Here is a 24,643-nt window from a genome sequence, read left to right as displayed (position 1 = left end):
TGATTTCCGATATATGTCGATTAGACAGGAGACAGCGCCATGATGAGCAACCGCAGCAGCAAAGGCGCCCGCCTCCTTGCCTGGGCAGCGGCCGGCCTTGCCGCCACCGGGCTTTCCGGCGCGGTCCACGCCGGCGAGGGCGGCGGCAGCGCCTATCTTCAGGGCACCTATGGCGATTTTGGCGCCGCCGTCGCGCAGCCGAAGGGCGTCTATATCCTCGTCGACAATTTCTACTATACCGCGCGCGCCAAGGTGCCGCTGCTCGGCCAGGCCATCACCGCCCGGCTCGACCAGCAGCTTTATGCCTCCAACGTCAAGCTCGCCTGGCAAACCGACGCCACGATCTTCGGCGGCCGCTATTCCGCCACCGCGGTCATCCCCGTCATCTATGATGTCAACCTGCGCGGCAGCCTCAGCGGCATCCCCGTCCTGCGCCGCGGCAACGTCGCCGGCGTGGGCGACATCTTCCTGATCCCCATCCAGCTCAACTGGAAGGAAGGCAACCACCACATCACCGCCGCCGCCGGCGTCGTCATCCCCACCGGCCGATACCGCCCGGACGCGATCCTCAATCTCAGCCGCAACTATTGGTCCATCGATCCCACCGTCAGCTACACCTATCTCGACGAGGAAAAGGGCCGCGACCTGTCCTTCACCGCCGGCATCCTGTTCAACTTCAAGAACCCCGACACGCAATACAAGACCGGCGAGGAGTTCCACCTGGATTTCAACCTGGGGCAATATTTCTCCGAACATGTCGGCGTCGGCGTCACCGGCTACTGGTATGAACAGATCAGCTCGGACAGCGGCAAGCTCCCCTTCTACGCCCGCAACGGCTTCAAGGGCAGCGGCATCGGCGTCGGCCCCTCGGCCTTCGGCAGCTTCGACATCGGCAAGCAGAACATCTTCGTCATCGGCAAGATGATCTTCGACGTGCACAACAAACAACGCCTGAAAGGCGACATCTACATGCTCTCAATCGGCACCAAATTCTGAGAGACCGTTTGATAAATCGCTCATGCCGGGCTGCGAAGGGCGATTTGCTGCGCTCCGATGCTCACGACCCTGAAGGTCGCTGCGCTTTGGTGCTCTCAAATCACCCTTCTCGCCACGGCCTGAACGATTTCTCAAACGGTCTCTGAAGCGCGGCCGTCGTCAGAAACCCAGCAGCTGAACGCCCGCCTGCATCGCCCAGTTGAACGGCCGGTCGCCGAACGCCGCCACCGACGGCTTCACGAACGCCTGCAACTGTCCGCCCATCGCCGGCCCCAGCTTGTAGCCCAGCGTCACCGCCGCCGCCGGATAGAATTTGTCGTTCACCCAGTCCTGCGTCAGGCTCGGGTCGATGGTCATGTAGAATCGCGGGTTGGCGAGCTTCGGCACGACATAGAAGTCGACCGTGGTCACGCTCACCCCCCGCCGCCCGGTCCGACCCCACAGTGATTCGCTGTGCACCACCGCGGGCGCGAAAATCACGCCGCCTGGCAGGAAGCGCGCATAGATCAGCGTCAGCTTGGCGACATTCTTTCCGGTGCCCAGTTCCGGCCAAGCGGCGGTATCGAACGCCATCTCCCCCTGGAAAACCCAGCCGGCCTTGCGCGTCACGTTCAGCACGCTGGTATAGCGCACCTGCACGTCGCCGAAACCATAGCCGCGCTCGCGCCCCACATTGGTGGCGACGAACGGCGTCCGCACCCGCAGCGACTGGCGGTCGCCGCTGCCGAAGGGAATGGTCAGGTCGGCGTTCAGCTGGTCGCGCCAGAAACCGCCGCCGAAATCGAAATGCTCGATGGAGATACCCGCCGTCGTCAGCAGCTGCGTCGGGTCCGTGCCGTCATTCGCCTTCTTCGCCGGCGCCGGATCGGGCGCGGGGGCCGCAACGGGAGTCGGCGCGGCTGGCGCCGCTGTTTGCGCCAGGCCAGGCGTCGCGATGACCATCAGACAGAGGGCCGCGAGCGGCGAAAGACGGGGCGTTAGTTGCATGAATATCGACTAACAGATTCCCCGCGATGCGTCCATCGCGCGTCTTACCCCAGCGACCGCGTCACGAACCAGAAGCTGCCCAGCATGGCCAGCGCCGCCAGCGTCACCGTCCGCGCCCGCTGCCGCAGGTCCGGGCCGACCCGCCGCGCCAGCAGCGCCACCAGGCCGACGACCGCGAGCACCAGCAGCTGCGCCGCCTCCACGCCCAGGTTGAACCCCAGCAGCGCCGGCAGGATGCGGTCCCGCGACACCTGCAATTCGATCAGCGCGCCGGCAAAGCCCGCGCCATGCACCAGGCCGAAGGCAGCCGCCAGCACCACCGCCATCCATGACCCCTCGTTTTGCTGGCGAAACGCCATTGCACCGGCGAACAGCGCCAGCCCGGCATGAACCCCCCACGCCGGCGACCGCCCCAGCACCCATGCCAGCACCGCCGGCACCAGCACGGCCCCAGCCAGCAACAGCGCACTATCCCTCCCAATGCCCCGTGTGCGGCCATGCCGCATCGCCGCCCACGCCGCCCAAGCCACCGTGAACCCGATCATCGCCTCGATCGCCGGCACGTCCGGGGACAGATGCCGGGTCGCGGTCAGCCCCAGCGTCAGCGAGTGCCCCAGCGTGAACCCCGTCGCCGCCAGCGCCGCCCGCGCCGGGGTTCCCGCCAGCAGCGCCAGCGCCAGCAGGAAGGCCAGATGGTCCGCGCCGGACAGCACATGCGTCAGCCCCAGCCACAGATAGGCGGGGAAATCCGTCCCCCGCCGCTCCGCCACCACCGGCGTCGTCATGCGCGCCGCGCTCAGCACCACCTCCTGCCGCCCACCGGCGGCATCGCTGAACACCGCATAATGCACATGGCTGGGGGAGACGTCGCGGAACGCGGCAACCCGCAGCACCGTCCCGCCGTCCAGCGGCGATGCACAGGTGAAACGCAGTTCCACCCGCACTTCGCCCGGCGCGCCCGCCAACAGCCGCGGCGGCGCCGCCGGGCAGGGCGCCCCGTGCTGCGTCAGCACCACCGTCGCCGCCAGATGCGCGAGCAGCGCCGGCTCCAGCCCGCCACCCGGCTCGATCAGCTGCGTCGCCCGGCGCGCATCCACCCGGAACACGCCGTGCAGCGTCCGCCCCTCCCCCTGCCACACCGAAAAACTCTCGCTGCGCGTATGCGCCCCCGCCGGCGCGGCCAGCAGGATCAGCAGCAGCCACAGCCACCTCATTCCGCCTTGCTCACCCGCATCTCGCGCCGCAGTGTCTTCAGATAGGCCTCGACCGCGGCCTCCTGCGCCTGCCGCCGCCACGCCGCCTCCACCGCCGGTCGGGCATCCTCGAACCGCACCCGCTCCCCCGCCGACCGCGCCAGCATCCGCACGGCATAGGCCCGCCCGTCCTCGCCCCTCGCCGATGCGCTTTCCCCCACCGCCAGCCGCGCCGCCAGCGCCGCCACCGTCGCCCCCGCCAGCCCCGCCACCCGATCAAGCGGCAACGCCGCGGGCAGCTCCAGCGCCCGGCCATCGACGCTCACCGCCAGCGTCACCGCCGGCGAACCCGCGAACAGCAGCGGCCGTGCGTCATAAAAGGCCCGCAGCTCCGCCTCGCCCGGTGCCCGCTCCCCCTCCACGCTCGCGAATTGCAGCATCGCATCCACGATCGCCTTGCGCACGCTCAACTCGCGTTCCGGCAGCCCCAGCGCGATGCCGCGCTGCACCAGCAACTCCTCGTCGATCAGCCGGTCGAGCACCCGCGCCCGGTCCGCCGGCCCCGGCGCATTGCGATTGTCCGCCGCCAGCGCCGCCATCGCCCGGTCGAGCGCCGCGCGCGTCACGCCGCCATCGCCCACCCGCGCCACCAGGTCGTCGGGCGTCGCATCCTCCCGCCACGGCCCCAGCGCCACCGCCAGCGCCAGCAGCAGGCCCGCCGCCGCCGCCAGCCCGAACAGCCGCTCAGGACGCACGCGGCCAGTCGAGGTAGATCGGTGACGACCAGGCCCGAGGCTCGGACGGCGCCCGGCATTCCGACGCGCCGCTGCGATAGTCGCCATAGCACAGCCGCACCTTCACGCATTTGCCGGCGGCATCGCGCGTGCAGTTCAGCGGATCGGCGTTGATCGTCGGCGTCGCCTCCTGGATCGCCCGCACATAATAGATCGCGTCCCGCCGCCCCGCCGCATAGCCAGGGTCGCTGAAGCGGAACGTGCAGCCATCGGCCGACGGCGGGCACGCATGCACCAGGAACCGGTCCTCGATCAGCCCGCCGACATCCTCCCCGGCACGCACCTGCGGCCGGATGCGCACCACCTCGATCCGGGTGATCCGCTCGCGCTCGTCCGTCGGGTTGAAACATTCGCCCGAACATAGCGCCTGCAACCGCGCCGCGTCATTCCCCGCCCGGGCGAAATCCGGGCACCCCGGCTTCTGCTTGAACGCCCCCACCGCCTTCACCTTGAAGGTCGGGTTCGCCGTCCCCTCGCTGATGCTGCCCATCGGCAGCCGCCGGCCGTCGGGAAGCACCCGGTCGAACCACAGCATGATGCGCGGGCCCGATGTGGCATAGACCTCCCGCCGCTGCATCGCATCCCAGATCGCCGCCCGGCTGCGGCCCTCGGCATGCACCGCCGCGATGCCGCCGGTCAGGAAGAAGCTCGTCTGCCGCTCGAACTCGGTCAACTGAAAGCCGCCCATCGCCACCAGCTTCTCGGCGGGGATCAGCGTCGCATTCGCGCTCGGCTTTTCCTTCAGCATGTCGCCCAGCTGCGCGCGCCGCGCCGCCTCGCTGACCGCGCCCGACGCCTCGGTGTTCCGCCGCCGGTCCACCTGCTTGTACCCCGTCCCCGGCCGCGCCCGATGGTTGTCCGAACTGCCGATGAACCCCCAGCGCCAGCGCGCGGCCTGCGTGCCGTCCGCGGCGAAGCGCTTGATCGCCAGCCCATATTGCACCGACATGCGCGGGCGATAGTTGAACGCCGGCAGGTAGCAATCGGTGCACTGCCCGGCGTCCAGCCACTCTTCCGGCGTCTCTCCCTTCACCGCCAGATGCCCGGCGACCCCCATGTTGGCATAGGCCGCCCGCGCATAGGCCGCGCGCGCGGGGCAGTCCGTACCCCCCTCCGCCTGGCAGCGCGCCGCGATGATCTCCCCCGCCCGCCAGCAGCTCGGCGTGTAGTTCTTGGACGGCGGCGGGCAGATGGCGGTCGGCCCCGCGGCGCTCAGCGGCCCGGGCAGCACCTCCCGCCAACTGCGATACTCCTCGCTGTTGCCATGGCCGGAATAGATTTCCACCAGCGGGAAACGCTCCGGCACGTCGTTGGCCGCCAGCGCCTTGTCCAGCGTCGTCCCCGGCGGGGTGTAGAATCCCCAGGTGCCGCCGTGCGGGATGATGATCGGCTTCAGCTTCTGCGCATCCAGCCGCCGCACCAGCTCGCCCGGCGTCGCCGCCGATTCATAACAGCCCGCCGGCAGCCGGTCGGACGGGGTGTCGGCATCGCAATCCGGCACCTCGCGGATCTTGCGCAGGAAGGTGTTGAAATCGCGATAAACATCGCCGTGCTCCATATCGAGCATCAGCACGCCGGGCCGGATGCCGATGCGCGTGTTGCGCAACACCGTCGTCGCCACCCCGCCCGCCGAGATCGGCCGCGCCGCCACGCTCGCATCATCCAGGTCGCGGAAGATCACATTCTTGTGGCCATAATGTTCGTCCGGCAGCCGCCCCACCTGCGTCCATTCGAACCCCAGGAAGCTGATCAGGTCGGGATTCGGCCCGTCGCCACTCACCGCCTGGCATTGCCGCACCGCCGCCTTCGTGCGCGCCCAGCGCGTCGGCGTCGAGGCCTCGGCATGGTCGGTGATCGCCCAGAAATCCAGCGCCGCGCAGGTCCGCGCGAAATCGCAGGCATCCGCCACCGGAAACACGCCCGGGCCACCATTGATCGGCAGCGCCCATTGGAAAGCGTCGGTCGAATAGCTGGTGTGGACATGCAGGTCGCCGAACAGGATCTGCTTCACCGAACCCGCCGGCCGCGCCGCCGCCACGCCCTCATCGCGCGCCGCCACCACCGCGTCCGGCACGCGCGGGCTGCGGATCGTCCCGGCGTCCCGCTCATTCCCCAGCCAGCCGGCGCCGAACAGCCACCACAGCGCGCCCAGCATGGCTGCCAGCCCGACCAGTCCCCCCAGGCTCCAGCCGAGAACACGCCGCATGCCGCGTACCTCCCAAACTATTGGCGCATTTAATGCCGTTATTTCGCGCAGCTTGTCACGCCGGCGCCGGCCGTGTCAAATGCTCCGCATGACGCTGACCATCGACCTGTTCTGGTCCTTCCGCTCGCCCTATTCCTATCTGGCGACCCCGCGCCTCCTCGCGCTCCGCGCCGAATGGGACCTCGCCATCCGTTTCCGCCCCGTCCGCCCGCTGGCGGTGCGCGACGCCGGCTTCTTCGAACGCATCGACCCGCGCTGGCCCCTGTATGTGGTGCGCGATGTCTTCCGCCTGGCGCAGATGGCCGGCCTGCCCTTCGCCCCGCCGCGCCCCGACCCCATCGTGCAGAACATGGCGACCCGCGAGATCGCGGCGGAGCAGCCCCATATCGGCCGCCTGACACGATTGGGGCAGGCGGCGGCCGAACAGGGCGACGGGCTGGCGTTCGCGCATGCGGTCGCCTCCCGCATCTGGGGCGGCACGCCGGACTGGCATCAGGGCACGCATCTGGCCGAGGCGGCGGCGGTGGCCGGGCTGGATTGGGCGGCACTGGACATCGCCGAGCGCGAGGAGACAGCGCGGCTGGACGCGGCGATCGCCGCCAACGAAGCCGCGCAGGATGCCAGCGGCCACTGGGGCGTGCCGCTGATGCTGTTCGACGGCGAACCCTTCTTCGGCCAGGACCGCATCGATGTGCTGCTCTGGCGCCTGCGGCAAAACGGATTGGTGGCGCGCGAATAGGTCTTGCATACATACAGACTGGTTGGTATGTATGCCTCATGTCGAGTCGCACCGCCCCCTCTGCCCGCACCGCGCTGCTCGACGCGGCCGTCCGGCTGATCCGCAAGCAGGGCTTCGCCGCCACCAGCGTCGATGCGCTCTGTGCCGCGGCCGGCGTCACCAAGGGCGCCTTCTTCCATCATTTCGCGTCGAAGGAAGCGCTCGGCGTGGCCGCCGCCGACCATTGGTCGCAAACCACCGGCGCGCTGTTCGCGGCGGCGCCCTATCATGATGCCGCGGATCCCCTGGCGCGCCTTTTCGCCTATCTCGACTTTCGCGCCGGCCTGATCGCCGGCACCGCCGCCGAATTCAGCTGCGTCGCCGGCACGATGGTGCAGGAAGTGCATGAAAGCAGCCCGGCGATCCGCGCCGCCTGTGGCGCGAGCATCACCGGCCATGCCGACACGCTGGTGCCAGACATCACCGCCGCGCTCGCCGCCCACGGCGTGACCGGGGTCGATCCGCATGATCTCGCGCTGCACACGCAGGCGGTGCTGCAGGGCGGCTTCATCCTGGCGAAGGCCACGGGCGATCCGTCGCAGGCGCTCGGCAGCATCGCCCATCTGAAGCGTTACATCGCCATGCTGTGCGGCGTCGCCGCATCATCCGAAGGAGCGTGACATGCCTGGAACCGTCAACCTGCACCGCGTGCTGCCCGCCACACCCGACAAGGTCTTCCGCGCCTTCACAGACGCCGACGCGATGGCGCAGTGGCTTCCGCCCTATGGCTTCACCGCGCATGTGCATCACATGGATGCGCGCGACGGCGGCAGCTTCCGCATGTCCTTCACCAACTTCACCACCGGCCACGCCCACGGCTTCGGCGGTGACTATCACGAGTTCGTGCCCGGCCGGCGGCTTCGCTACACCGACCGCTTCGACGATCCGGCCATGCCGGGCGAGATGATGGTGACCGTCGACATGAAGGCCGTCGATGGCGGCACCGACCTGACGATCGAGCAGGCCGGCATCCCCGATGCGATCCCGGTCGCGATGTGCTATCTCGGCTGGCAGGATTCGCTCGACAAGCTTGCCCGCCTGGTCACGCCCGACATCACTCAGTGACCGCGCTGCAGGAGCCGTACAATGCCCGTTGATCCGGCAGCCGACATCGAAGTGACCGCCTATGGATGGGTGCCCGACATGGCGCGCGGGCGGGTGAAGGATTGCCGCATACGCTGGGCGCTCGAGGAGATCGGCCTGCCCTACCGGGTCCGGCTCGTCGGCGGCGCCGGCGGGGGTGGCGGCGTGAAGTCGCCCGAACATCTCGCCGACCAGCCGTTCGGCCAGGTGCCGGTCTATAAGGAAGGCGGGCTGACGCTGTTCGAATCGGGCGCGATCCTGCTTCACATCGGCGCGAAGGATGCGCGGTTGCTGCCGCGCGAGGACGGCGCCCGGGCGCGTGCCATCGGCTGGGCGTTCGCCGCGCTCAACAGCATCGAGCCCTTTGCGCAGATGCTCTTCGTGATGGGTTGGCTCGCCGATGGCAAGCCGTGGCAGGATGAGGCAGGCGATCTGGTCCGGCCCTTCCTCGAAACGCGGCTGGCGCAGCTGTCGGTGGCGCTCGGCGGCCGCGAGTGGCTCGACGGCCGTTTCACCATCGGCGACCTGCTGATGGTCGATGTGTTGCGGGCGCAGGCGCCGCCGGCGCTGGTGGCGGCGCATCCGAACCTTGCCGACTATGTCGCGCGCGGCACCGCGAGACCGGCATTTCGTGCGGCGCATGCGGCGCAGCTCGCCGATTTCCGGGATGTTGCGTAAGGGAGGAGAGCAGACATGGCAGACACAGCCGAAACGACGCCGACGGGCGGCCTGACGCCGCATATCCAGATCGGCGACAACCGCGCCGCCGAGGCGATTGACTTCTATCGCGCGGCCTTCGGCGCGACCGAGCGCCACCGCCAGCTGGCCGAGGATGGCAGGCGGCTGATGCACGCCCACGTCGTCATCAATGGCGCATCGCTGATGCTGCACGACGAGTTTCCCGAATATGTCGGCCCCGCCGATGTCGGCCCGGCCGGCGGCAGCGGCCTGACGCTGCACCTGCAGGTCGACGATACCGACGTCTGGTTCGGCCGCGCCGTCGCCGCCGGCGCGCGCGCCGCCATGCCGCCCGCCGACATGTTCTGGGGCGACCGCTATGCCCAGGTGGTCGACCCGTTCGGCTATCGCTGGTCGATCGGCGGCCCGATGCAGGGAGAGGCGCGATGAGCTACCTCGACGGTTTCGTGATCGCGGTGCCGAGGGATCGGCGCCAGGCCTTCATCGACCATGCGCGCCACGCGGATGCGATCTTCCTCGAACGCGGCGCGACCCGCATCGTCGAGGCGTGGGAGGATGATGTGCCGGACGGCACGCTCACCGATTTCCGCCGCGCGGTTGCCGCAACCGCCGATGAAGCGGTCGCCTTCAGCTGGATCGAATGGCCCGACAAGGCGACACGCGACGCGGCGATGGCCTGGATGCAGGACCCGGCGAACGACGATCCGCGCCTCGATCAGGCGAAGAATCCGCTTCCCTTCGACGGGAAGCGCATGATCTTCGGTGGCTTCGTGCCGGTGGTGGACATGGGTGCGGGAGAAAAATGATGGCAAATCATCACGGTGACTGGATCTGGTATGAGCTGATGACGCCCGACGCGCGCGCCGCGACGGCTTTCTATGCGCCGATGCTCGGCTGGACGGTGCGCGACGACCCGGACTATGCCGAAATCACCGCCAGCGACGGCATGGTCGGCGGCATGCTCCAGCTGACGCCGGCGATGACCGAAGGTGGCGCGCGGCCCGGCTGGGTGGGCTATGTCGCGGTCGACAATGTCGATTCGATGGTCGGATCGATCACCGCCGGCGGTGGGCGGCTGCTGATGCCGGCGCGCGACATGCCGGGCGTCGGGCGTTTCGCGATGGTCGCCGATCCGCACGGCGCCCCCTTTTATGTCATGACACCGACCGGCGAGGGGGAGGCCAGCGCCTTCTCCTATGACCGTCCGCGCCTGGGGCATTGCGCGTGGAACGAGCTGATGACGCCCGACGCACCGGCCGCGCTGCATTTCTATGGCCAGCGCTTCGGCTGGGTCGCCGATGGCGGCATGGACATGCCCGGCATCGGGCGATACGACTTCCTGCGCCACACCGGGCGCGGCGCTGAAGGTGCACCGCATGCCATGCTGGGCGCGATGATGCCGCTGATGCCCGGCGTGCCGCACGCGGTGTGGAGCTTCTACTTCCGCGTCGCCGACATCGACGCCGCGGTGGTGCACATCCAGGACCATGGCGGCACCCTGATGCAGCCGCCGATCGAGATTCCCGGCGGCGAATACAGCCTCAACGCCGCCGATCCGCAGGGCGCGCATTTCGGGCTGGTGGGGCCGCGCCTCTAGAGCGCATCGCGGAAAAGTGGATACCGGTTTTCCGCAGAAAGATGCGCGACAACAGAAAGACAGACCCGCATTTTGATGCCATCAAAATGCGGGTCGTGACCGCGACCCCCATCGCCCTCAGAGGATGAACTTGCTCAGGTCATTGTCCTTGGCGATCGCCTCCAGCTGCCGCCCCACATAGGCGCCGTCGATCTCCAGCGTCTGCGCTTCCGCATCCGCCGCGTCGAAGCTGATGTCCTCCAGCAATTTCTCCATCACCGTCTGCAACCGCCGCGCGCCGATATTCTCCACCCGGTCGTTCACCTCGAAGGCAATCCGCGCGATCGCGTCCAGGCCGTCATCGGTAAAGCGCAGCGTCACGCCCTCGGTGCCCAGCAGCGCCGCATATTGCCGCGTCAGGCTGGCCTCGGTCTCGGTCAGGATGCGGCGGAAATCCGCCTGGGTCAGGCCTTTCAACTCCACCCGGATGGGCAGCCGCCCCTGCAGTTCGGGCAGCAGGTCGCTGGGCTTCGCCACATGGAAGGCGCCGCTGGCGATGAACAGGATATGGTCGGTCTTCACCGGGCCATGCTTGGTGGCAACGGTGGTGCCCTCGATCAGCGGCAGCAGGTCGCGCTGCACGCCCTCCCGGCTGACGCTGCCGCCGCGAACGTCACTGACGGCGATCTTGTCCACCTCGTCCAGGAACACGATGCCGTTCTGCTCGGCGTTGCGCACCGCCTCCCGCGTCAGGTCGTCGCTGTCCAGCCGCTTGTCGCTCTCCTCGTTGACCAGCAGCTCCCACGCGGCCTCCACCGGCATCTTGCGGCGTTTCGTCCGCTTGCCCATCGCCTTGCCCAGCATGTCCCCAAGGTTGATCATGCCGACGCTGCCCGGCGGCATCCCCGGAATGTCGAACGGCATGCCGCCCGCATCCTCCACCTCGACCTCCACCTCCCGGCCCTTCATCGCGCCGTCCAGCACGCGCGCCCGGAACGCCAGCCGCGTCGCCTCGCTCGCGTCCTTGCCCACCAGCGCATCCACCAGCCGGTCGAGCGCCGCCGCTTCCGCCGCTTCCTTCACCCCGGCGCGCCGGCTTTCGCGCACCAGCCGGATCGATTCCTCCACCAGGTCGCGGATGATGCTGTCAACGTCGCGGCCGACATAGCCGACCTCGGTGAACTTCGTCGCCTCGATCTTCAGGAACGGCGCCTCCGCCAGCTTCGCCAGCCGCCGGCTGATCTCGGTCTTGCCGCACCCCGTCGGCCCGATCATCAGGATGTTCTTCGGCGTCACCTCGTCGCGCAGGTCAGCGTCCAGCTGCTGCCGCCGCCAGCGGTTCCTCAGCGCCACGGCGACCGCGCGCTTGGCGTCGCGCTGCCCCACGATATGCCGGTCGAGCGCGGCCACGATCCGGCTGGGCGTCAATGCCGCGATGCCGCTGACGAACTGTTCGGGGTTGGGCATCTCGTTCATTGGATCACCTCGACGGTCACATTCTCATTGGTATAGACACAGATGTCGGCAGCGATCTTCATCGCCCGCCGGCCGATCTCCTCGGCATCATGGCCGCTGTCCGCCAGCGCCCGCGCCGCCGACAGGGCATAGTTGCCGCCCGACCCGATGGCCGCGATGCCGTCATTCGGCTCCAGCACATCGCCGGTGCCGGTCAGGATCAGCGTCACATCCCTGTCGGCAACGATCATCATCGCTTCCAGCCGCCGCAGGTAACGGTCCTGCCGCCAGTCCTTCGCCAGCTCCACCGCCGCGCGCGTCAGCTGGCCTGGATAGCGCTCCAGCTTCGCCTCCAGCCGCTCGAACAGGGTGAAGGCATCCGCGGTCGAGCCCGCGAACCCGCCGATCACGCTGCCGTCGCCACCCAGCCGCCGCACCTTCTTGGCGTTCGGCTTCATCACCGTCTGCCCCATCGACACCTGGCCGTCGCCGATCACCACGACCTTGCCATCCTTGCGCACGGACAAAATCGTCGTGCCGTGCCAGCTCACCGTCTCTGCCATGTGGGAAAATCATGTCCTTTCCGCCGCGCCACCTCGCGTGGGCGGGCCGAACCCATGTAGGAAGCGCGCCCGCCGATGGAAGACCCGGCGCTGGACAGCCGCGCCCCGGCCGGGCAGGGGGCGGCCATGGCGCTCGACGACAAGCTCCGCGACTGGGTCGCCGCCGGCCTGATCGATGCGGAGGCCGCCCGCCGCATCGCCGCCCACGAGGGCAGCCGCGAACGCCCGCTGGTGCGCTGGGCGCTCGCCGGCCTCGGCCTGTTCGCCGTCGGCCTCGGCCTCCTGCTGCTGGTCGCCGCCAACTGGGCGCGCATTCCGGACGCCGTCAAGCTCGGCGGCCATGGCGTCCTCACCGCCGCCACCGCGCTGCTGCTCATCCGCGCGCACCGCGCCGGCGAGACCGCGCGACAGGAGGCGCTGCTGGTCATCCTGGGCGCCATCGTCATGGCCGGCATCTTCCTGTGGGCGCAGGTCTTCGTCCTCACCGGGCCCTTGTGGCGCGCGCTCGCGCTCTGGCTCGCGCTGATGACCGCGCCGCTGCTGCTGCTCGGCCGCACCGCCTGGACCGCGCTCGGCTGGGCGCTGGTCGCCGGCCTCGCCGCCATCGCGCTTGCCGCCGAGCCCCCCGGCACCGGCACGGCGCGCCTGCTCGCCCAGGGCGTCGCCATGGCGACGCCCGCGCTGCTCATCGCCATCGCCGCCACGCGCGGCGGCCCGGTCGGCGATGCGCTCCGGGCGGTCGGTCTCGTCGCCCTGCTCGCCGGCGCCGGCGTCGCGCACTTCGCCTGGGCGGACGCCATCACCGCCGCCCAGGCGCGGGACATGGCGATCCGCCTCATCCCCGCCGCGCTCGCCACCGCGCTCGCCCTCTGGGCCGTCCGGCACACGGACAGCCTGCCGCCGGCGCTCCGCCTGCCGCTGCTCTTCGGGCCCCTCGTCGCCGTCGCGCTCGCCACCGCCCTGCCGCACCCGGACGCCTGGGGCAGCCGCCTCCTCGGCGTCCTGCTCTACGCCGCGCTCTGGGGCAGCATCGCCGCCGCCGCCGCGCGCACGGGCTGGGGCGCACTGTTCGGCATCGCCATCGCCGCCCTCGCCCTGCGCCTGTTCATCATCTACCTCGAGCTGTTCGGCTCGATGGCCACCACCGGCGCCGGCCTGGTCAGCGGCGGACTGCTGCTGATCGCGCTCGCCTGGGGCTGGCAGCGCATCATGCGCACCGCCCGAAGCTGATCCTACAGCGGCCGCAGCATCGCCGGATGCCACAGGTCGGGCACTTCCGGTGTGCCCGCGAACAGCCGGTCGGCGATCAGCTGCCCCAGCCGGCGATAGCTTTCCCACTGGCTCTCGTCGAAAAACTGGTCGCCGGTCGACTGGTGCGGGAACATGGCATTTTCCGCCTGATAACGGATCAGGTCGAGCGGCGCGTCCGCCACCACGCGCGGCTTCAGCAGGATCAGCGTGCCGGCGCCGCCGTCCGGATAGGTGATGCGCGCCAGCAGCGCGGTCGCGCAGCAGGCATCCGCCCTGAACCCCGCGGTGCCGTCGAACGCCTGCCGGATGCGCGTGCCCGCGCCCAGCACCCCGTCAAGCTCGGCCGCGTCCAGAAAGCGGATGCCGGTGGCGAAATCGATCCGCGCCTTGCGCACCAGGTTGGCGACATCCGCGAACTGATATTCGGCATCCTCGCCATTGTCCGCCGCGATGATCAGCGGCAGCCGGCGCCGGATCAGCTCATACAGCCCGCTGTTCTCGAAATGCCCGCCGTCGGACAGGTTCCAGCGCACCCCGGCGTCGCCCACGAAGCGCGCGTTCAGCTCGTCCAGCAGATAGGCCTGCACCGGCCGGTTGCGGAACACCGCGAAGAAGCCGCCCTGCCGCTCCACCCGCCACCAATATCCCAGCCGCGCGTTGGACAGCCCCGCCAGCAGCGCCAGCCCCACCGTGCTGCGCGACCCCAGGCCCGTGGACACCGCCGCCCCCGAAATGCCCACCCAGGCGGACAGCGGCAGCGGCTCCCCCACCGGGCAGTCGAAGCGCGCCACCTCCGCCCGGTCCAGCGGCCGCGCGCTCAGGTTGCGCGGATCGTCGCCCGACACCAGCATCCCCGCCGGCGACAGCGCGATGTTGCGCCCGCGCCGGTCGCGCTGCACCACATTGCTTCCCTGCCCGCTGGTCTCGTTCAGCGTCACGTTGATCAGGTGCACCGGCGCCAGGCTCTCGTGGTAATAGCAGTGCAGCCGGATATCGTCGGACTTCTGGTCCTTGCCCACGGCATAGCGGTCGTCGCTGCGGTCGATGTTGCTGCTGCCCAGATAGGCCCGCCGCAGCCGCCCGGCATAGAAGATCGACAGCGACGACAGGTTCAGGAAGGACGGGCTGAACGCCACCGCCAGCGCCGCCCCCACGGTGATCAGCACCGCGCGGTCCAGGATCGCCGGCGACGTCACCAGCTCCTCCAGCCGCACCGCGGTGCGCAAACTGTCATCGTCCCAGGCGATCAGGTGCGCGAACGCCGCCCAGAACAGGATGACCAGCACCCCCAGCAGGATGCCCGCCAGGTTCACCACCAGCCCCAGCCGCTTCTTGGCGATCGCCAGGCCCTTTTTCACATCCACCTTCGACAGGAAACGCCGCGCCAGCATCGCCGCCACCGCCAGCACCCCGCCCGACAGCAGCGCCGCCTTGGTCACCCAGGTCGCCAGGAACAGCGCCGCCGTGTCCGCCGCCGCCGCCATCGCCAGCGCCGACACCAGCGTGATGCCGCTCGCCTGGATGCGGCTGATGTTCGCGCGGATGCGGTCCTCCCGCGCCACGGCCGAGGATTGCCAGTCGCTGCGCGCCGGCGGCTGCGCCTGCCGCACCTTCGCGTCCACCAGCAGCGCCACCGCGATCGCCGCCGCGGCGCCCGCCAGCAGCAGCCGCACCGTGCCGCCCATTTCCGGCGGCGGATCGACCAGCCGCCAGACGCACAGCGCCAGCACCAGCATCAGCACCCACCACCACACCCGCTTCACATATTGCAGCGGCGGCGGCGGAAAATAATCCCGGCGGGACATGAAATAGGCAAGCGCCGCCCCCGCCGGCCACACCAGCGCGATCGCCGTCAGCCCCCACAGCGGGCTGAACGGCAGCGGCGGCAGCAGCAGCGCCAGTTCGGTCGGGGAGAATTCCGCCCGCATCGCCACCGCCGCCTTGATCGCCGACAGCCAGATGGCCAGCAGCGACACCCCGATCACCAGTTGCAGCGCGATCCAGTTGCGGATCACGATCCCCAGGCCATAGATCAGGTCCCCGGCGCCGCGCGGCGCGATGTAACGCCCGAACTGCCGCAACTGCCGCACCGCCAGCAGCCCCATCGGGCTGCCCAGCGGGTCATGCCCCAGCGTCTTCACATGCTCGCGCACCACCGCCGCATCCACCGCGTCCGCGTCGCCACGCGCCGTCGGCGGCACGAACAGGCTGCCCAGGAAGCTGCCGATATAGCTGCCGCCGCTCACCGTGCTCAGATAATCGACACGCCCCAGCACGCCATGCGTCGACAGCGACTGCAAGATGCCCAGCCCCAGCGTCGCGCTGCGGATGCCGCCGCCGGAAATCGCCAGCCCCAGCACCGGCGCGTCGGCCGGGGTGCCCTGGTGCCGCCGCCGGCGCGCGACCTGGTCGCGTTCCGCCGCCAGCAGATCCTCCCCCGCCTTCGCCATGCCGTCCCCCGCTCCTCTGTCAGGGGAGACTTCACGATTCGCCCCCGGCTGTAAAGTCAGCGCGGGTCCGGATGGCGCCGGAACAGCAGCCGGTCCGCCGGCAGGAAGCCGAAGCGCCACAGCGTCGCGCCGAAGGCCAGCAGGATCAGCGGCACGCCGGCCGCCAGCATCAGCCATTCCGGCCAGCCCCGCGCCAGCCAGCCCAGCAGCGCCGCCGGCGCCATGCACAGCAACAAAGACCAGCGCCACGCCAGCACCGAGGCGCCGAGATGCCGCGACAGCACCACCGCCTTCGCGCATGCCAGCAGCAGCACCGCGACCAGCAGCGACAGCGCCGCCCCCTCCCCGCCATAGATCGGCGTCAGCCACAGCGACAGCGCCGCCTGCACCAGCATCGCCGCCGCGCTCAACAGGAAGTTCAGCCGCGGCAGCGCATAGACCATCGCCGCCTCGGCCAGGCTCGCCTGCGACGCCACCACCTCCACCAGCAGCAGCGTCACCATCACCATCGTGCCGGCGGGAAAGGCCGGCCCGAACAGCCCCATCCAGCCATCGCCGGGAAAGGCCAGCCCCAGCACCGCCGCCACCTGGAACGCCAGCACCCAGAACCCCACCTGCCGCAGGTTCGCCGCCGTCGCCACCCGGTCGCCGCGCGCCAGCGCCTGCGACAAGAGCGGCGCCAGCACCGCGTCGAAACTGCTGCGGATCTTCTGCGGCAGCGATGCCAGCTGCTGCGCGGCGAAATAGATGCCCACCATCTCCGCGCTGGCGAACCGGCCCAGGATGAAGATGTCCAGCCGCCGCGTGCCCCACTCCACCAGGTCGGCGCCCGCCAGCGGCCCGTTGCGCCGCGCCATCCGCCACAGCCGCCGCGGCGACGGGGTCCACCCCTCCACCGCACCGAACAGCCGCCAGCACGGTACCACCGACGCCAGCATCGCCGCCACCATCGACGCGGCATAGGCGATCAGCAGCCCGTCCTCCTTCCAGGCGGTGAACGCCAGCGCCGCCGCCACCAGCGTCAGCACCCACGGCTCCACCACCGAGCGCGCCCGCACCTGCGCGTCGATCCGCAGCCGATAGGCCAGCGCCGCCAGCGTCAGGTCCGACAGCACGATCGCCGGCACGATCAGCGCCAGCAGCCGGTCGTTGAGGCCGATCTCCCCCGCCGGAAACATCAGCACCGGAAACAGCACCAGCACCGCCACCCCCAGCGCCGACAGCAGCATCGTCAACGCGATGCCATCGGCGATGATATGCGTCTCCGGCCGCTCACCCCGCGCCATGTCGGCCGCCAGCCCGCGCTTCAGCCCAATGAGCGCCAGCGCCGCCACGAACTCCACCACCATCGTCGCATAGGCGAACTGCCCCAGCGGCGCCGCACCATAAAGCCGGCTGGCGATGAAGATGAACGGCAGCCGCGCCAGCAGCCGCAGCAGGAACCCCAGGAAGCTGGTGCGCCCGCCCTTCGCCAGGGCCGCGCCATCGGCCAGCGGTGCATCGGAAGGGGCGGGCCGGGCCATCGCTTTCCCCCTATCGCCGCCACCACCCTTGCGGCAAGACATGGCAAGCCAAGGAGACTGTCTTGCGCGTTCCGCTGCGATCCCTCGTCGCCTGGTGCGGCCCCTGCCTGCCGGTGGCGGCGCTCGGCCTCCCCCTCATCGTCTACCTGCCCCCCTATTATGCCGGCACGCTCGGCCTGCCGCTCGCCACCGTCGGCTTCATCTTCTTCCTCGTCCGCGTCATCGACATTCCCATCGATCCCTTCATCGGCGCGCTGATGGACAACACGCGCAGCCGCTTCGGCCGCTTCCGCCCCTGGCTGCTCAGCGGGTCCTTCGTGCTGGCGCTCGGCGTCTGGGGCGTGTTCATGGCGAAACCCGGCGTCACCGCGCTGGGCCTCACCGCCTGGCTGCTGCTGCTCTACCTCGGCTGGTCGATGGTCTATCTCTCCCAGACCAGCTGGGGCAGCACGCTCTCGCCGGACTATGCCGAACGCGCCCGCGTCTTCGGCTGGTGGAGCGCCACCAACGTCATCGGCCTGCTGCTCGTCCTCATCATCCCGCCGCTGGTCGCCCGCCTGCTGCCCGGCGAAGGCGTGGCGCCCGGCATCCACGCCATGGGCTGGTTCATCATGGCGCTCTTGCCCACCACCGCGCTCGCCGCGGTCCTGCTGGTCGGCGACGGCCCCGCCCCACCCGAACAGCACCGCGTCCGCCTCGCCGACGTCCGCGCCGTCCTCGGCGACGGCCGCATGCAGCGCCTGCTCTGGGTGGACCTGCTGCTCGGCATCGCGCCCGGCATCACCGGCGCGCTGTTCCTGTTCTTCTTCACCGCGGCCAAGGGCATGCCCGCCGCCACCGCCTCGCTGCTGCTGCTCGGCTATTTCGTCGCCGGCCTCGCCGCCGCGCCGCTGTGGATCCGCCTCGCCCAGCGCCTCGGCAAGCACCAGGCGCTCGCCATCGCCGCCCTCTGGTTCATGCTCACCAACGCCGGCATCGTGCTGCTGCCCAACGACAATGTCCCCGTCGCCGCCATCGCCATGATCGTCGCCGGCATCCCCTATGCCGCCGGCCCCTTCCTGCTGCGCGCCATGCTGTCGGACCTCACCGATGCGCAGCGGGCCGAGCGCGGCGACGTCGAAACCACCGGCCTCAGCTTCGCCATCCTCACCGCCACGCAAAAGATCGGCTATGGCATCCCCGTCGGCCTCACCTACCCCGCGCTCGCGCTCATCGGCTTCGATCCCCGCCCGGGCGCCGCCAACAGCGCCAACGCCATCCTCGGGCTGGAGCTCATCTTCTCCATCCCCACCGCCATCCTGGCGCTCACCGCCGCCATCCTGATCCGCAAATGGCCGATCACCGCCGCCGCCCACGCCGCGATCCGCGCGCGGCTGGATGCCCGAACGAACCGCGCCGACCCGAACTGAATCGGGCCGGCGCGTGTGCCGCAGGACGGGGGTGGTCCGCGGCAATTGCAATCGCGGCGGGGGAAGCGATGCCGGATTGCGATTCCATAACCCCCACCACCGCCCGCGGTTCCCGCGCCCGCCTGAAAAAATCACACCGGCATGATCGTCGCCGTCGCCACGATGAACGGCGCCCGGCGCTCAAGGATGGGGGCGCGAAGCACCGCTTCCCGAACGGCTATCAGGATCGCTTCGCCGCTCCACCGGCAACCCCAGCCCCTTGAGCTGCGGCTCCACCAGCGTCGCGTCGCCCACCACCACCCAGACCAGCGCGTCCGGCCCCGGATAGCCCGCCGCCACGACATCCGCCGGTGTCAGCGCCTCCAGCCGCTTCGGCAGCGTCGCGAAATAATCGTCCGGCCGCCCCAGGTTCAGCTTCCGCTCCAGCGAGCCGAGCAGCGCCGCGCCGGTCTCGAAATCGCCCGGCAGGCTGCGGATGCTGTTCGCCACCACCCGGTCCAGCTCCGCCCGGGTCGGTGGCGCCGTGCCGGCAAACGCCCCCAGCAGCCGGCGGATTTCCGCGATCGCCGCCCCCGTCCGGTCGGTCTGCACCGACGAACTCAGCAGGAACGGCATCTGCAACCGCGTCGGCGCCACGCTGGCCGACGCGCCATAGGCCCAGCCCTTGGCCTCGCGCAAACTCTGGTTCAGCCGCGCCGTCGTCTGCCCGCCGAAAATGTCGTTCGCCGCCGCCAGCGCGATGCGGTCCTCCGCGCCGGTCGCCGCCATCGCCCGCCCGGCCATGACCACGGACTGCGGCGCCCCCGGCCGGTCGATCAGCAGGATGCGCGGCGACACCCCCGCCGCCGTTACCGCGCCGGCCGGCGGCGGCAGGTCGCCCCCCCGCCCGCGCCAGTCGCCAAAGGCCGATTCGAGCAGCGGCTTCACGCCCGCCATCGTCGTGTCCCCCACCACGATCAGCGTCGCGCCCTCCGGCCGCAGCGCCGCGTCGTGCCGAACCAGCACATCCGCCCGTGTCAGCGCGCCCACGCCCGCCACCGTCCCCTGGCCATTGAAGCTCAGGCCATAGGGGTGCGCCGCGCCGTACATCAACGGCGGCAGCGCGTTGATCGCCAGCGCATCCGGATCCTTCTCCGCCGCCGCCAGCCCCGCCAGCGCCTGCCCGCGCACCCGCTCCAGCTGGTCCGCTGGAAAGGCCGGGGCGCGGATCACGTCGGCGAACAGCGCCACGCTGGCCGCCAGGTTGGGCGTCAGCGCGCTCAGCGTCACCCGCGTCCGGTCGAGCGTCGAACTCGCCGAGATCGACGCCCCCAGCCGCTCCTGCAGCCGCGCGATGTCCGGCCCGGTCAGGGCGCCCAGCCGGCCGTTGCTGCCCTCGTCCAGCATCGCCAGCATGATCGCATGGGCGCCCGGTTTCGCCCGGTCGTCGCTGCTGCTGCCGCCGGGCCGGCTGAAGGCGATGCGCACCACCGGCACCGCCGGCACCCGCGCCAGCAGCACATCGATCCCGTTCGACAGGGTCGCCCGCTCCAGTGCCGGCAGCCGCAGCTGCGTCGCCGGTCCCGCCGGCGGCAGGCCCCGGCTGCGGTCGATCCCCGCCGACAGCGGCGCGGCCGCCGCCGGCCTTTCCGGCGTCTCGATCACCCGCGGCGCCTGCGCCACGCGGATTTCCGCCTCCTTGCGCTCGCCCGGCACCACGTTCAGCCGCAGGTCGCCCTTCGACAGCCATTGCCGCGCCGCCGCCAGCACCCGCGCCGGCGTCGCGCCGGCATAGACCCCCAGCTCGCGCCGGAAATCGCCGGGGTCGCCGGCATAAAGCTCGCCTTCCGCCAGCACCGCGCCCTTGCCGCCGAAGCCGCCGATGCGCTCCAACCCGCGCACCGTCTGCGCCACCGCGCGCGTCGCCACGCGGGAAACCTCGTCGGCACTCGCGCCGCTTTTCAGGAACTCTGCCAACAGCGCATCGACGCGGCGCTCCACCACCGCCGGATCGACACCGGGCCGCAGGTCGACGATCAAGGTCGCCACGCTCGCCTTGTCCAGCGGGCTGATGCCGCCGCTCACCCCCACCGCCAGCCGCTCCCGCCGCACCAGCGCATCATAGAGGCGCGAGGTCGCGCCGTCCGCCAGCACCGTCAGCGCCACATCCACCAGCGGCACGGCGGCATCCTTCCGCCCCGGCACCACCCAGGCGCGGAACAGCCTTGGCGCGGACACCGCATCGCTCAGCGTCACCCGCGTCGTTTCCGTGCGCACCGGCAGCGGCGCCGCGAAATCCGCCGGCGTCGGCCCCGCCGGGATATTGCCGAAATAACGCTCCACCAGCGGGCGCGCGGTCGCCAGATCGATGTCGCCGGCCAGCACCAGCACGGCATTATTCGGGCCATAATGGGTGCGGAACCAGCCGCGCACCGTGTCCAGCGTCGCCGCGTCCAGGTCCGCCGGGTTGCCGATCGAAGTCACGCTGTATGGGTGGTCCGCCGGGAACAGGTTGCCGAACAGCGCATAGCCGACCTGGCCGAACGGCTGGTTGTCACCCTCGCGCTTCTCATTCTTCACCACGTCGCGCTGCCGGTCCAGCTTCGCCTGCGTCACCGCCGGCAACAACCAGCCCATGCGGTCGCTCTCCAGGAACAGCGCCAGGTCCAGCGCCGGCGTCGGCACCGTCTGGAAATAATTGGTGCGGTCGAAACTGGTGGTGCCGTTGCTGTCGGTGGCGCCCACTTCCTCCAGCGGCCGGAAATGCTCGTCGTCATGATGCTGGCTGCCATAGAACATCAGATGCTCGAAAAGGTGCGCGAAGCCGCCCTTGCCCAGCGGCTCGTCACGGCTGCCCACCTTGTACCAGACGCCGACATGCACCAGCGGCGCCTTGCGGTCGGTATGCACGATCACCGTCAGGCCATTGGGCAGCACGAACCGCTCGAACGGAATGTCGACCTTGCGCACCAGCTCGGACAGCGGCGCCGGCGCCAAAGCCTGCACCTTCGCCAGTTTCGCCGTCGGCATCGGGGTGGGCCCGCCCCGGGCATGCAGCGGTTGCACCAGGGCAGCCGCGGCCGCCAGCATCATCACGAAAAAGCGCATGTCCACTAACCTTCGAGGCTGTTGCTGACCATTTCCTGAACATCCTTCGACAGGCCGGGCGTGGCGCGGATCCGCTCCAGCGCGCGGCGCATCAGGCCCGCGCGCCCCGCGTCGAACCGCTTCCACCGCCCCAGCGGCGCCGCCAGCCGCGCCGCCGACTGCGGGTTGATGGCATCCACCGCCAGCAGCGTCTCGGTGAGGAAATCATAGCCGCCGCCATCCGCCGCATGGAAGCGCAGCTGGTTGTTGGCAAAGGTCAGCACCAGGGACCGCAACCGGTTCGGGTTCGCCGGCGAATAGTCCGCGCGCTGTTGCAGCCGGCGCACCGCCGCCAGCGTGTCGGGTCGGGAGGAGGCCGCCTGCACCGCATACCATTTGTCCATGGCGTTGGCGTCCGCGCCGTGCCGCGCCTCGAACAGGCGCAGCGCCTCCTCGCGCTCCACCGCCCGGCTGTTCGCCAGCGCCCCCAGCGCCGCCATCCGGTCGGTCATGGTGGCGGCATCCGCGAACATCAGGAACGCCGCCGCGGTCGCCTCATGGTCATCCCCGGCCATCAGCATGCCCAGCGCCACGCCGCGCAACCGCCGCCGGCCCTTGGCCAGCGGCGTCAGCGCGAAATCCGTGTCCGCCAGCCCGTGGAACAGCGCCCACCACTCCTCGCGCAGCGCCCCCGACAGCGTCCGCCGCAACGCTTCCCGCGCCGCGTGGATCGCCTCCGGATCCACCTCGCCCATCCGGTCGCCGATCAGCGCCTCGGCCGGCAGCAGGACGGTCTCCGCCACGAAGGCCGGGTCGGCGTCGGCCTGGCGCAGCGTCGCCCGCACCGCCGCGATCACCGCCTCCTGCCCCGCCGTGCCGCCACCGCCCGCGGATTGAATGAGCGCGTTCAGCAAAAGCTGCTGCATCGCCTCATAGCGGCCGAACCCGTCGTCATCATGCGCCGCCAGGAATGCCAGGTCGTCCGCCGACTGCGCCGCCTGCACCAGCACCGGTGCGGAGAAGCCCCGGTTGATCGAGAGCACCGGCGGTTCGCGCACCGCCTCGAACGTCACCCGCGTTTCGGCCTGGTCCAGCAGGATCAGCCGCTCCTCGCCCAGCCGCGCGCCCGTCTGCCGGCCGAACAGCGCGGTCGCCAGCGGGATCGGCAGCGGCGCGGCGTCCGGCGCCCGCGGGTTCGACTGCCGCAGCGTCAGCGTCGCGGTCGCTGCCTCGGCATCGTGCGACAGCGCCGCCGCCACCACCGGCGTGCCGCGCGTCCGGTACCAGCGCGCGAAGGTGTCTGCGTCCAGCCCCTGTCCCGCCATCGCCGCCAGGAAATCCTCCACCGTCGCCGCCCGGCCATCGTTCGCGGCGAAATAGGAATCGCTCGCCGCCCGGAACCGCGCCTCGCCCAGCAGCCGGTGCATCATCCGGATGATCTCCGCGCCCTTGTTATAGATGGTCGCGGTATAGAAATTGCTGATCTCCACATAGCTGTCGGGCCGCACCGGATGCGCCAGCGGGCCGGCGTCCTCGGCGAACTGCATGCCGCGCAGGCCGCGCACATCCTCGATGCGCTTCACCGCCGCGGACCCCTGGTCGGCGCTGAACTGCTGGTCGCGGAACACGGTGAAGCCTTCCTTCAGGCTCAGCTGGAACCAGTCGCGGCAGGTCACCCGGTTGCCGCTCCAGTTGTGGAAATATTCATGCGCCACGATGCCGGCGATGCTGTCGAAATCCCAGTCGGTCGCGGTCTCGGCATCGGCCAGCACATATTTGCTGTTGAAGATGTTCAGCCCCTTGTTCTCCATCGCGCCGAAATTGAAATCGGCGACCGCCACGATGTTGAAGACATCCAGGTCATATTCCCGGCCATAGACGCGCTCGTCCCACGCCATGCTCGCCTTCAGCGCCGCCATGGCATGGCCGCAGCGCGCCACGTCCGCCGCCGCCGTCCAGATGTTCAGCGCCACCTCCCGCCCGGACATGGTGGTGAACCGGTCGGACAGCGCCGAAAGGTCGCCCGCCACCGCGGCGAACAGGTAACAGGGCTTGGGGATCGGATCGTCCCACTCGGCGAAATGCCGGCCATCGGGCAACGCGCCCGTCGCGCCGGGATTGCCGTTCGCCAGCAGCACCGGATAGGCCGCCGCATCGGCCTCCAGCCTCACCGAATAGAGGCTCAGCACGTCCGGCCGATCCGGGAAGAAGGTGATCCGCCGGAACCCTTCGGCTTCGCATTGCGTGCACAGCAGGCCGCCGCTGGCATAAAGCCCCATCAGCCGCGTGTTCGCCGCCGGGGCGATGGCGACGCTCGTCTCCACCACCGCCGCATCGGCGCCCAGCGCGATGGTCAGCTTTTCATCGGCAAGGCGATGGTCGTGCGCCGCGCCATCGACCGCCAGATGCAGCAGCTCCAGCGCCTGCCCGTCCAGCCGCAACGGCCGGTCATGCGCGCCGTTGCGCACGACATGCAGCGTCGCGTGCACCAGCGTCCGCTGCGCTTCAAGTTCGAAACGCAGTTTTACCTGTGGAACCAGCCAGTCCGGCGGGCGGTAATCGATCAGTCGGGTGGGCGCGTGCGGAGCTTCGGCATTGTGCATAGGCGCAGCGC

Annotated in this window: 20 protein-coding genes; 10 read left to right on the top strand and 10 right to left on the bottom strand. The window is 70.2% G+C overall.

Annotation, left to right across the window (positions count from 1 at the left end; translation table 11 throughout):
• The first annotated feature begins 39 nt into the window (after positions 1 to 39).
• The gene (locus H3309_RS00510; protein WP_182296481.1) at positions 40 to 996 is read left to right on the top strand and encodes a SphA family protein; all 957 of its coding nucleotides are present in this window, start codon (positions 40 to 42) and stop codon (positions 994 to 996) included.
• A 159-nt stretch (positions 997 to 1,155) separates the two neighbouring features.
• On the opposite strand, the gene H3309_RS00505 is transcribed toward H3309_RS00510, so the two are convergent.
• The 4 genes from H3309_RS00505 to H3309_RS00490 are packed head-to-tail and all read right to left on the bottom strand — an operon-like array spanning position 1,156 to position 6,176.
• The gene (locus H3309_RS00505; protein WP_182296479.1) at positions 1,156 to 1,983 is read right to left on the bottom strand and encodes a hypothetical protein; all 828 of its coding nucleotides are present in this window, start codon (positions 1,981 to 1,983) and stop codon (positions 1,156 to 1,158) included.
• A gap of 44 nt (positions 1,984 to 2,027) precedes the next feature.
• Positions 2,028 to 3,197, bottom strand: a complete 1,170-nt coding sequence (locus tag H3309_RS00500) for a HupE/UreJ family protein (protein ID WP_182296477.1) — start codon at positions 3,195 to 3,197, stop codon at positions 2,028 to 2,030.
• Positions 3,194 to 3,931: a hypothetical protein gene (locus H3309_RS00495; protein ID WP_182296475.1), complete on the bottom strand. Its 738-nt coding sequence runs from the start codon at positions 3,929 to 3,931 to the stop codon at positions 3,194 to 3,196. The genes H3309_RS00500 and H3309_RS00495 overlap by 4 nt, the downstream gene beginning before the upstream one ends.
• Entirely contained in the window at positions 3,921 to 6,176 is a 2,256-nt protein-coding gene (locus tag H3309_RS00490; protein WP_182296473.1) for a DUF3604 domain-containing protein, read from the bottom strand. The genes H3309_RS00495 and H3309_RS00490 overlap by 11 nt, the downstream gene beginning before the upstream one ends.
• Before the next feature lie 88 nt (positions 6,177 to 6,264).
• Between H3309_RS00490 and H3309_RS00485 the strand changes: the two genes are divergently transcribed.
• Genes H3309_RS00485 through H3309_RS00455 form a run of 7 tightly spaced genes read left to right on the top strand, consistent with a single transcriptional unit; the run spans position 6,265 to position 10,333 of the window.
• Complete coding sequence (locus tag H3309_RS00485; RefSeq protein ID WP_182296471.1) at positions 6,265 to 6,915, top strand: 2-hydroxychromene-2-carboxylate isomerase; 651 nt, start codon at positions 6,265 to 6,267, stop codon at positions 6,913 to 6,915.
• Between the two features lie 38 nt (positions 6,916 to 6,953).
• Positions 6,954 to 7,574 (top strand): TetR/AcrR family transcriptional regulator, encoded by a 621-nt coding sequence (locus tag H3309_RS00480; RefSeq protein WP_182296469.1) that lies wholly within the window; start codon positions 6,954 to 6,956, stop codon positions 7,572 to 7,574.
• A 1-nt stretch (position 7,575) separates the two neighbouring features.
• A complete protein-coding gene (locus tag H3309_RS00475) occupies positions 7,576 to 8,019 on the top strand; it encodes an SRPBCC family protein (RefSeq protein WP_182296467.1) in 444 nt (147 codons plus the stop codon).
• Positions 8,020 to 8,040: 21 nt separating this feature from the next.
• A complete protein-coding gene (locus tag H3309_RS00470; protein WP_182296466.1) occupies positions 8,041 to 8,715 on the top strand; it encodes a glutathione S-transferase family protein in 675 nt (224 codons plus the stop codon).
• Positions 8,716 to 8,730: 15 nt separating this feature from the next.
• On the top strand, positions 8,731 to 9,165 hold the full coding sequence (locus H3309_RS00465) for a VOC family protein (RefSeq protein WP_182296464.1): 435 nt from the start codon (positions 8,731 to 8,733) through the stop codon (positions 9,163 to 9,165).
• Complete coding sequence (locus H3309_RS00460) at positions 9,162 to 9,542, top strand: DUF1428 domain-containing protein (RefSeq protein WP_182296462.1); 381 nt, start codon at positions 9,162 to 9,164, stop codon at positions 9,540 to 9,542. The genes H3309_RS00465 and H3309_RS00460 overlap by 4 nt, the downstream gene beginning before the upstream one ends.
• Positions 9,539 to 10,333 (top strand): VOC family protein, encoded by a 795-nt coding sequence (locus H3309_RS00455; protein WP_243453789.1) that lies wholly within the window; start codon positions 9,539 to 9,541, stop codon positions 10,331 to 10,333. Before H3309_RS00460 ends, H3309_RS00455 begins: the two co-directional genes overlap by 4 nt.
• Positions 10,334 to 10,450: 117 nt before the next feature.
• On the opposite strand, the gene hslU is transcribed toward H3309_RS00455, so the two are convergent.
• The gene (hslU, locus tag H3309_RS00450; protein ID WP_182298384.1) at positions 10,451 to 11,779 is read right to left on the bottom strand and encodes an ATP-dependent protease ATPase subunit HslU; all 1,329 of its coding nucleotides are present in this window, start codon (positions 11,777 to 11,779) and stop codon (positions 10,451 to 10,453) included.
• Between the two features lie 5 nt (positions 11,780 to 11,784).
• Entirely contained in the window at positions 11,785 to 12,330 is a 546-nt protein-coding gene (gene hslV, locus H3309_RS00445) for an ATP-dependent protease subunit HslV (protein WP_182296460.1), read from the bottom strand.
• A gap of 75 nt (positions 12,331 to 12,405) precedes the next feature.
• Between hslV and H3309_RS00440 the strand changes: the two genes are divergently transcribed.
• Complete coding sequence (locus H3309_RS00440) at positions 12,406 to 13,560, top strand: DUF2157 domain-containing protein (RefSeq protein ID WP_182296458.1); 1,155 nt, start codon at positions 12,406 to 12,408, stop codon at positions 13,558 to 13,560.
• Positions 13,561 to 13,562: 2 nt separating this feature from the next.
• Here H3309_RS00440 and H3309_RS00435 read toward each other — a convergent pair whose 3' ends face one another.
• Both H3309_RS00435 and H3309_RS00430 read right to left on the bottom strand, forming a co-directional pair.
• Positions 13,563 to 16,031: a hypothetical protein gene (locus H3309_RS00435; RefSeq protein ID WP_182296456.1), complete on the bottom strand. Its 2,469-nt coding sequence runs from the start codon at positions 16,029 to 16,031 to the stop codon at positions 13,563 to 13,565.
• A gap of 56 nt (positions 16,032 to 16,087) precedes the next feature.
• Positions 16,088 to 17,554: a lipopolysaccharide biosynthesis protein gene (locus H3309_RS00430; RefSeq protein ID WP_243453788.1), complete on the bottom strand. Its 1,467-nt coding sequence runs from the start codon at positions 17,552 to 17,554 to the stop codon at positions 16,088 to 16,090.
• Positions 17,555 to 17,616: 62 nt separating this feature from the next.
• Here H3309_RS00430 and H3309_RS00425 point away from each other — a divergent pair, with 62 nt between their 5' ends.
• Positions 17,617 to 18,963, top strand: a complete 1,347-nt coding sequence (locus H3309_RS00425) for an MFS transporter (RefSeq protein ID WP_182296452.1) — start codon at positions 17,617 to 17,619, stop codon at positions 18,961 to 18,963.
• Positions 18,964 to 19,143: 180 nt separating this feature from the next.
• Here the strand turns inward: H3309_RS00425 and H3309_RS00420 are convergent, their stop codons facing one another.
• Together H3309_RS00420 and pepN are read right to left on the bottom strand one after the other, a co-directional pair.
• Positions 19,144 to 22,050: a M16 family metallopeptidase gene (locus H3309_RS00420; protein ID WP_182296450.1), complete on the bottom strand. Its 2,907-nt coding sequence runs from the start codon at positions 22,048 to 22,050 to the stop codon at positions 19,144 to 19,146.
• 5 nt (positions 22,051 to 22,055) lie between these two features.
• Positions 22,056 to 24,632: an aminopeptidase N gene (gene pepN, locus H3309_RS00415; protein WP_182296448.1), complete on the bottom strand. Its 2,577-nt coding sequence runs from the start codon at positions 24,630 to 24,632 to the stop codon at positions 22,056 to 22,058.
• Between the last annotated feature and the right edge of the window lie 11 nt (positions 24,633 to 24,643).

Origin of the sequence: Sandaracinobacteroides saxicola (assembly GCF_014117445.1) — a bacterium.
In the GTDB taxonomy this organism is placed as follows: Bacteria; Pseudomonadota; Alphaproteobacteria; order Sphingomonadales; family Sphingomonadaceae; genus Sandaracinobacteroides_A; species Sandaracinobacteroides_A saxicola.
The sequence above is the reverse complement of the archived record's forward strand: the minus strand, read 5'-3'. Positions and strand labels throughout refer to the sequence as shown.

What these genes read in the sequence shown, in the direction of transcription:
- H3309_RS00485 (WP_182296471.1), top strand. Translation starts at nt 6,265, where the DNA reads ATGACGCTGACCATCGACCTGTTCTGGTCCTTCCGCTCGCCCTATTCC.
- hslU (WP_182298384.1), bottom strand. Translation starts at nt 11,779, where the DNA reads ATGCCCAACCCCGAACAGTTCGTCAGCGGCATCGCGGCATTGACGCCC.
- H3309_RS00470 (WP_182296466.1), top strand. Translation starts at nt 8,041, where the DNA reads ATGCCCGTTGATCCGGCAGCCGACATCGAAGTGACCGCCTATGGATGG.
- H3309_RS00420 (WP_182296450.1), bottom strand. Translation starts at nt 22,050, where the DNA reads ATGCGCTTTTTCGTGATGATGCTGGCGGCCGCGGCTGCCCTGGTGCAA.
- H3309_RS00490 (WP_182296473.1), bottom strand. Translation starts at nt 6,176, where the DNA reads ATGCGGCGTGTTCTCGGCTGGAGCCTGGGGGGACTGGTCGGGCTGGCA.
- pepN (WP_182296448.1), bottom strand. Translation starts at nt 24,632, where the DNA reads ATGCACAATGCCGAAGCTCCGCACGCGCCCACCCGACTGATCGATTAC.
- H3309_RS00505 (WP_182296479.1), bottom strand. Translation starts at nt 1,983, where the DNA reads ATGCAACTAACGCCCCGTCTTTCGCCGCTCGCGGCCCTCTGTCTGATG.
- H3309_RS00455 (WP_243453789.1), top strand. Translation starts at nt 9,539, where the DNA reads ATGATGGCAAATCATCACGGTGACTGGATCTGGTATGAGCTGATGACG.
- H3309_RS00475 (WP_182296467.1), top strand. Translation starts at nt 7,576, where the DNA reads ATGCCTGGAACCGTCAACCTGCACCGCGTGCTGCCCGCCACACCCGAC.
- H3309_RS00480 (WP_182296469.1), top strand. Translation starts at nt 6,954, where the DNA reads ATGTCGAGTCGCACCGCCCCCTCTGCCCGCACCGCGCTGCTCGACGCG.
- H3309_RS00500 (WP_182296477.1), bottom strand. Translation starts at nt 3,197, where the DNA reads ATGAGGTGGCTGTGGCTGCTGCTGATCCTGCTGGCCGCGCCGGCGGGG.
- H3309_RS00440 (WP_182296458.1), top strand. Translation starts at nt 12,406, where the DNA reads ATGGAAGACCCGGCGCTGGACAGCCGCGCCCCGGCCGGGCAGGGGGCG.
- H3309_RS00465 (WP_182296464.1), top strand. Translation starts at nt 8,731, where the DNA reads ATGGCAGACACAGCCGAAACGACGCCGACGGGCGGCCTGACGCCGCAT.
- H3309_RS00460 (WP_182296462.1), top strand. Translation starts at nt 9,162, where the DNA reads ATGAGCTACCTCGACGGTTTCGTGATCGCGGTGCCGAGGGATCGGCGC.
- H3309_RS00430 (WP_243453788.1), bottom strand. Translation starts at nt 17,554, where the DNA reads ATGGCCCGGCCCGCCCCTTCCGATGCACCGCTGGCCGATGGCGCGGCC.
- H3309_RS00435 (WP_182296456.1), bottom strand. Translation starts at nt 16,031, where the DNA reads ATGGCGAAGGCGGGGGAGGATCTGCTGGCGGCGGAACGCGACCAGGTC.
- hslV (WP_182296460.1), bottom strand. Translation starts at nt 12,330, where the DNA reads ATGGCAGAGACGGTGAGCTGGCACGGCACGACGATTTTGTCCGTGCGC.
- H3309_RS00510 (WP_182296481.1), top strand. Translation starts at nt 40, where the DNA reads ATGATGAGCAACCGCAGCAGCAAAGGCGCCCGCCTCCTTGCCTGGGCA.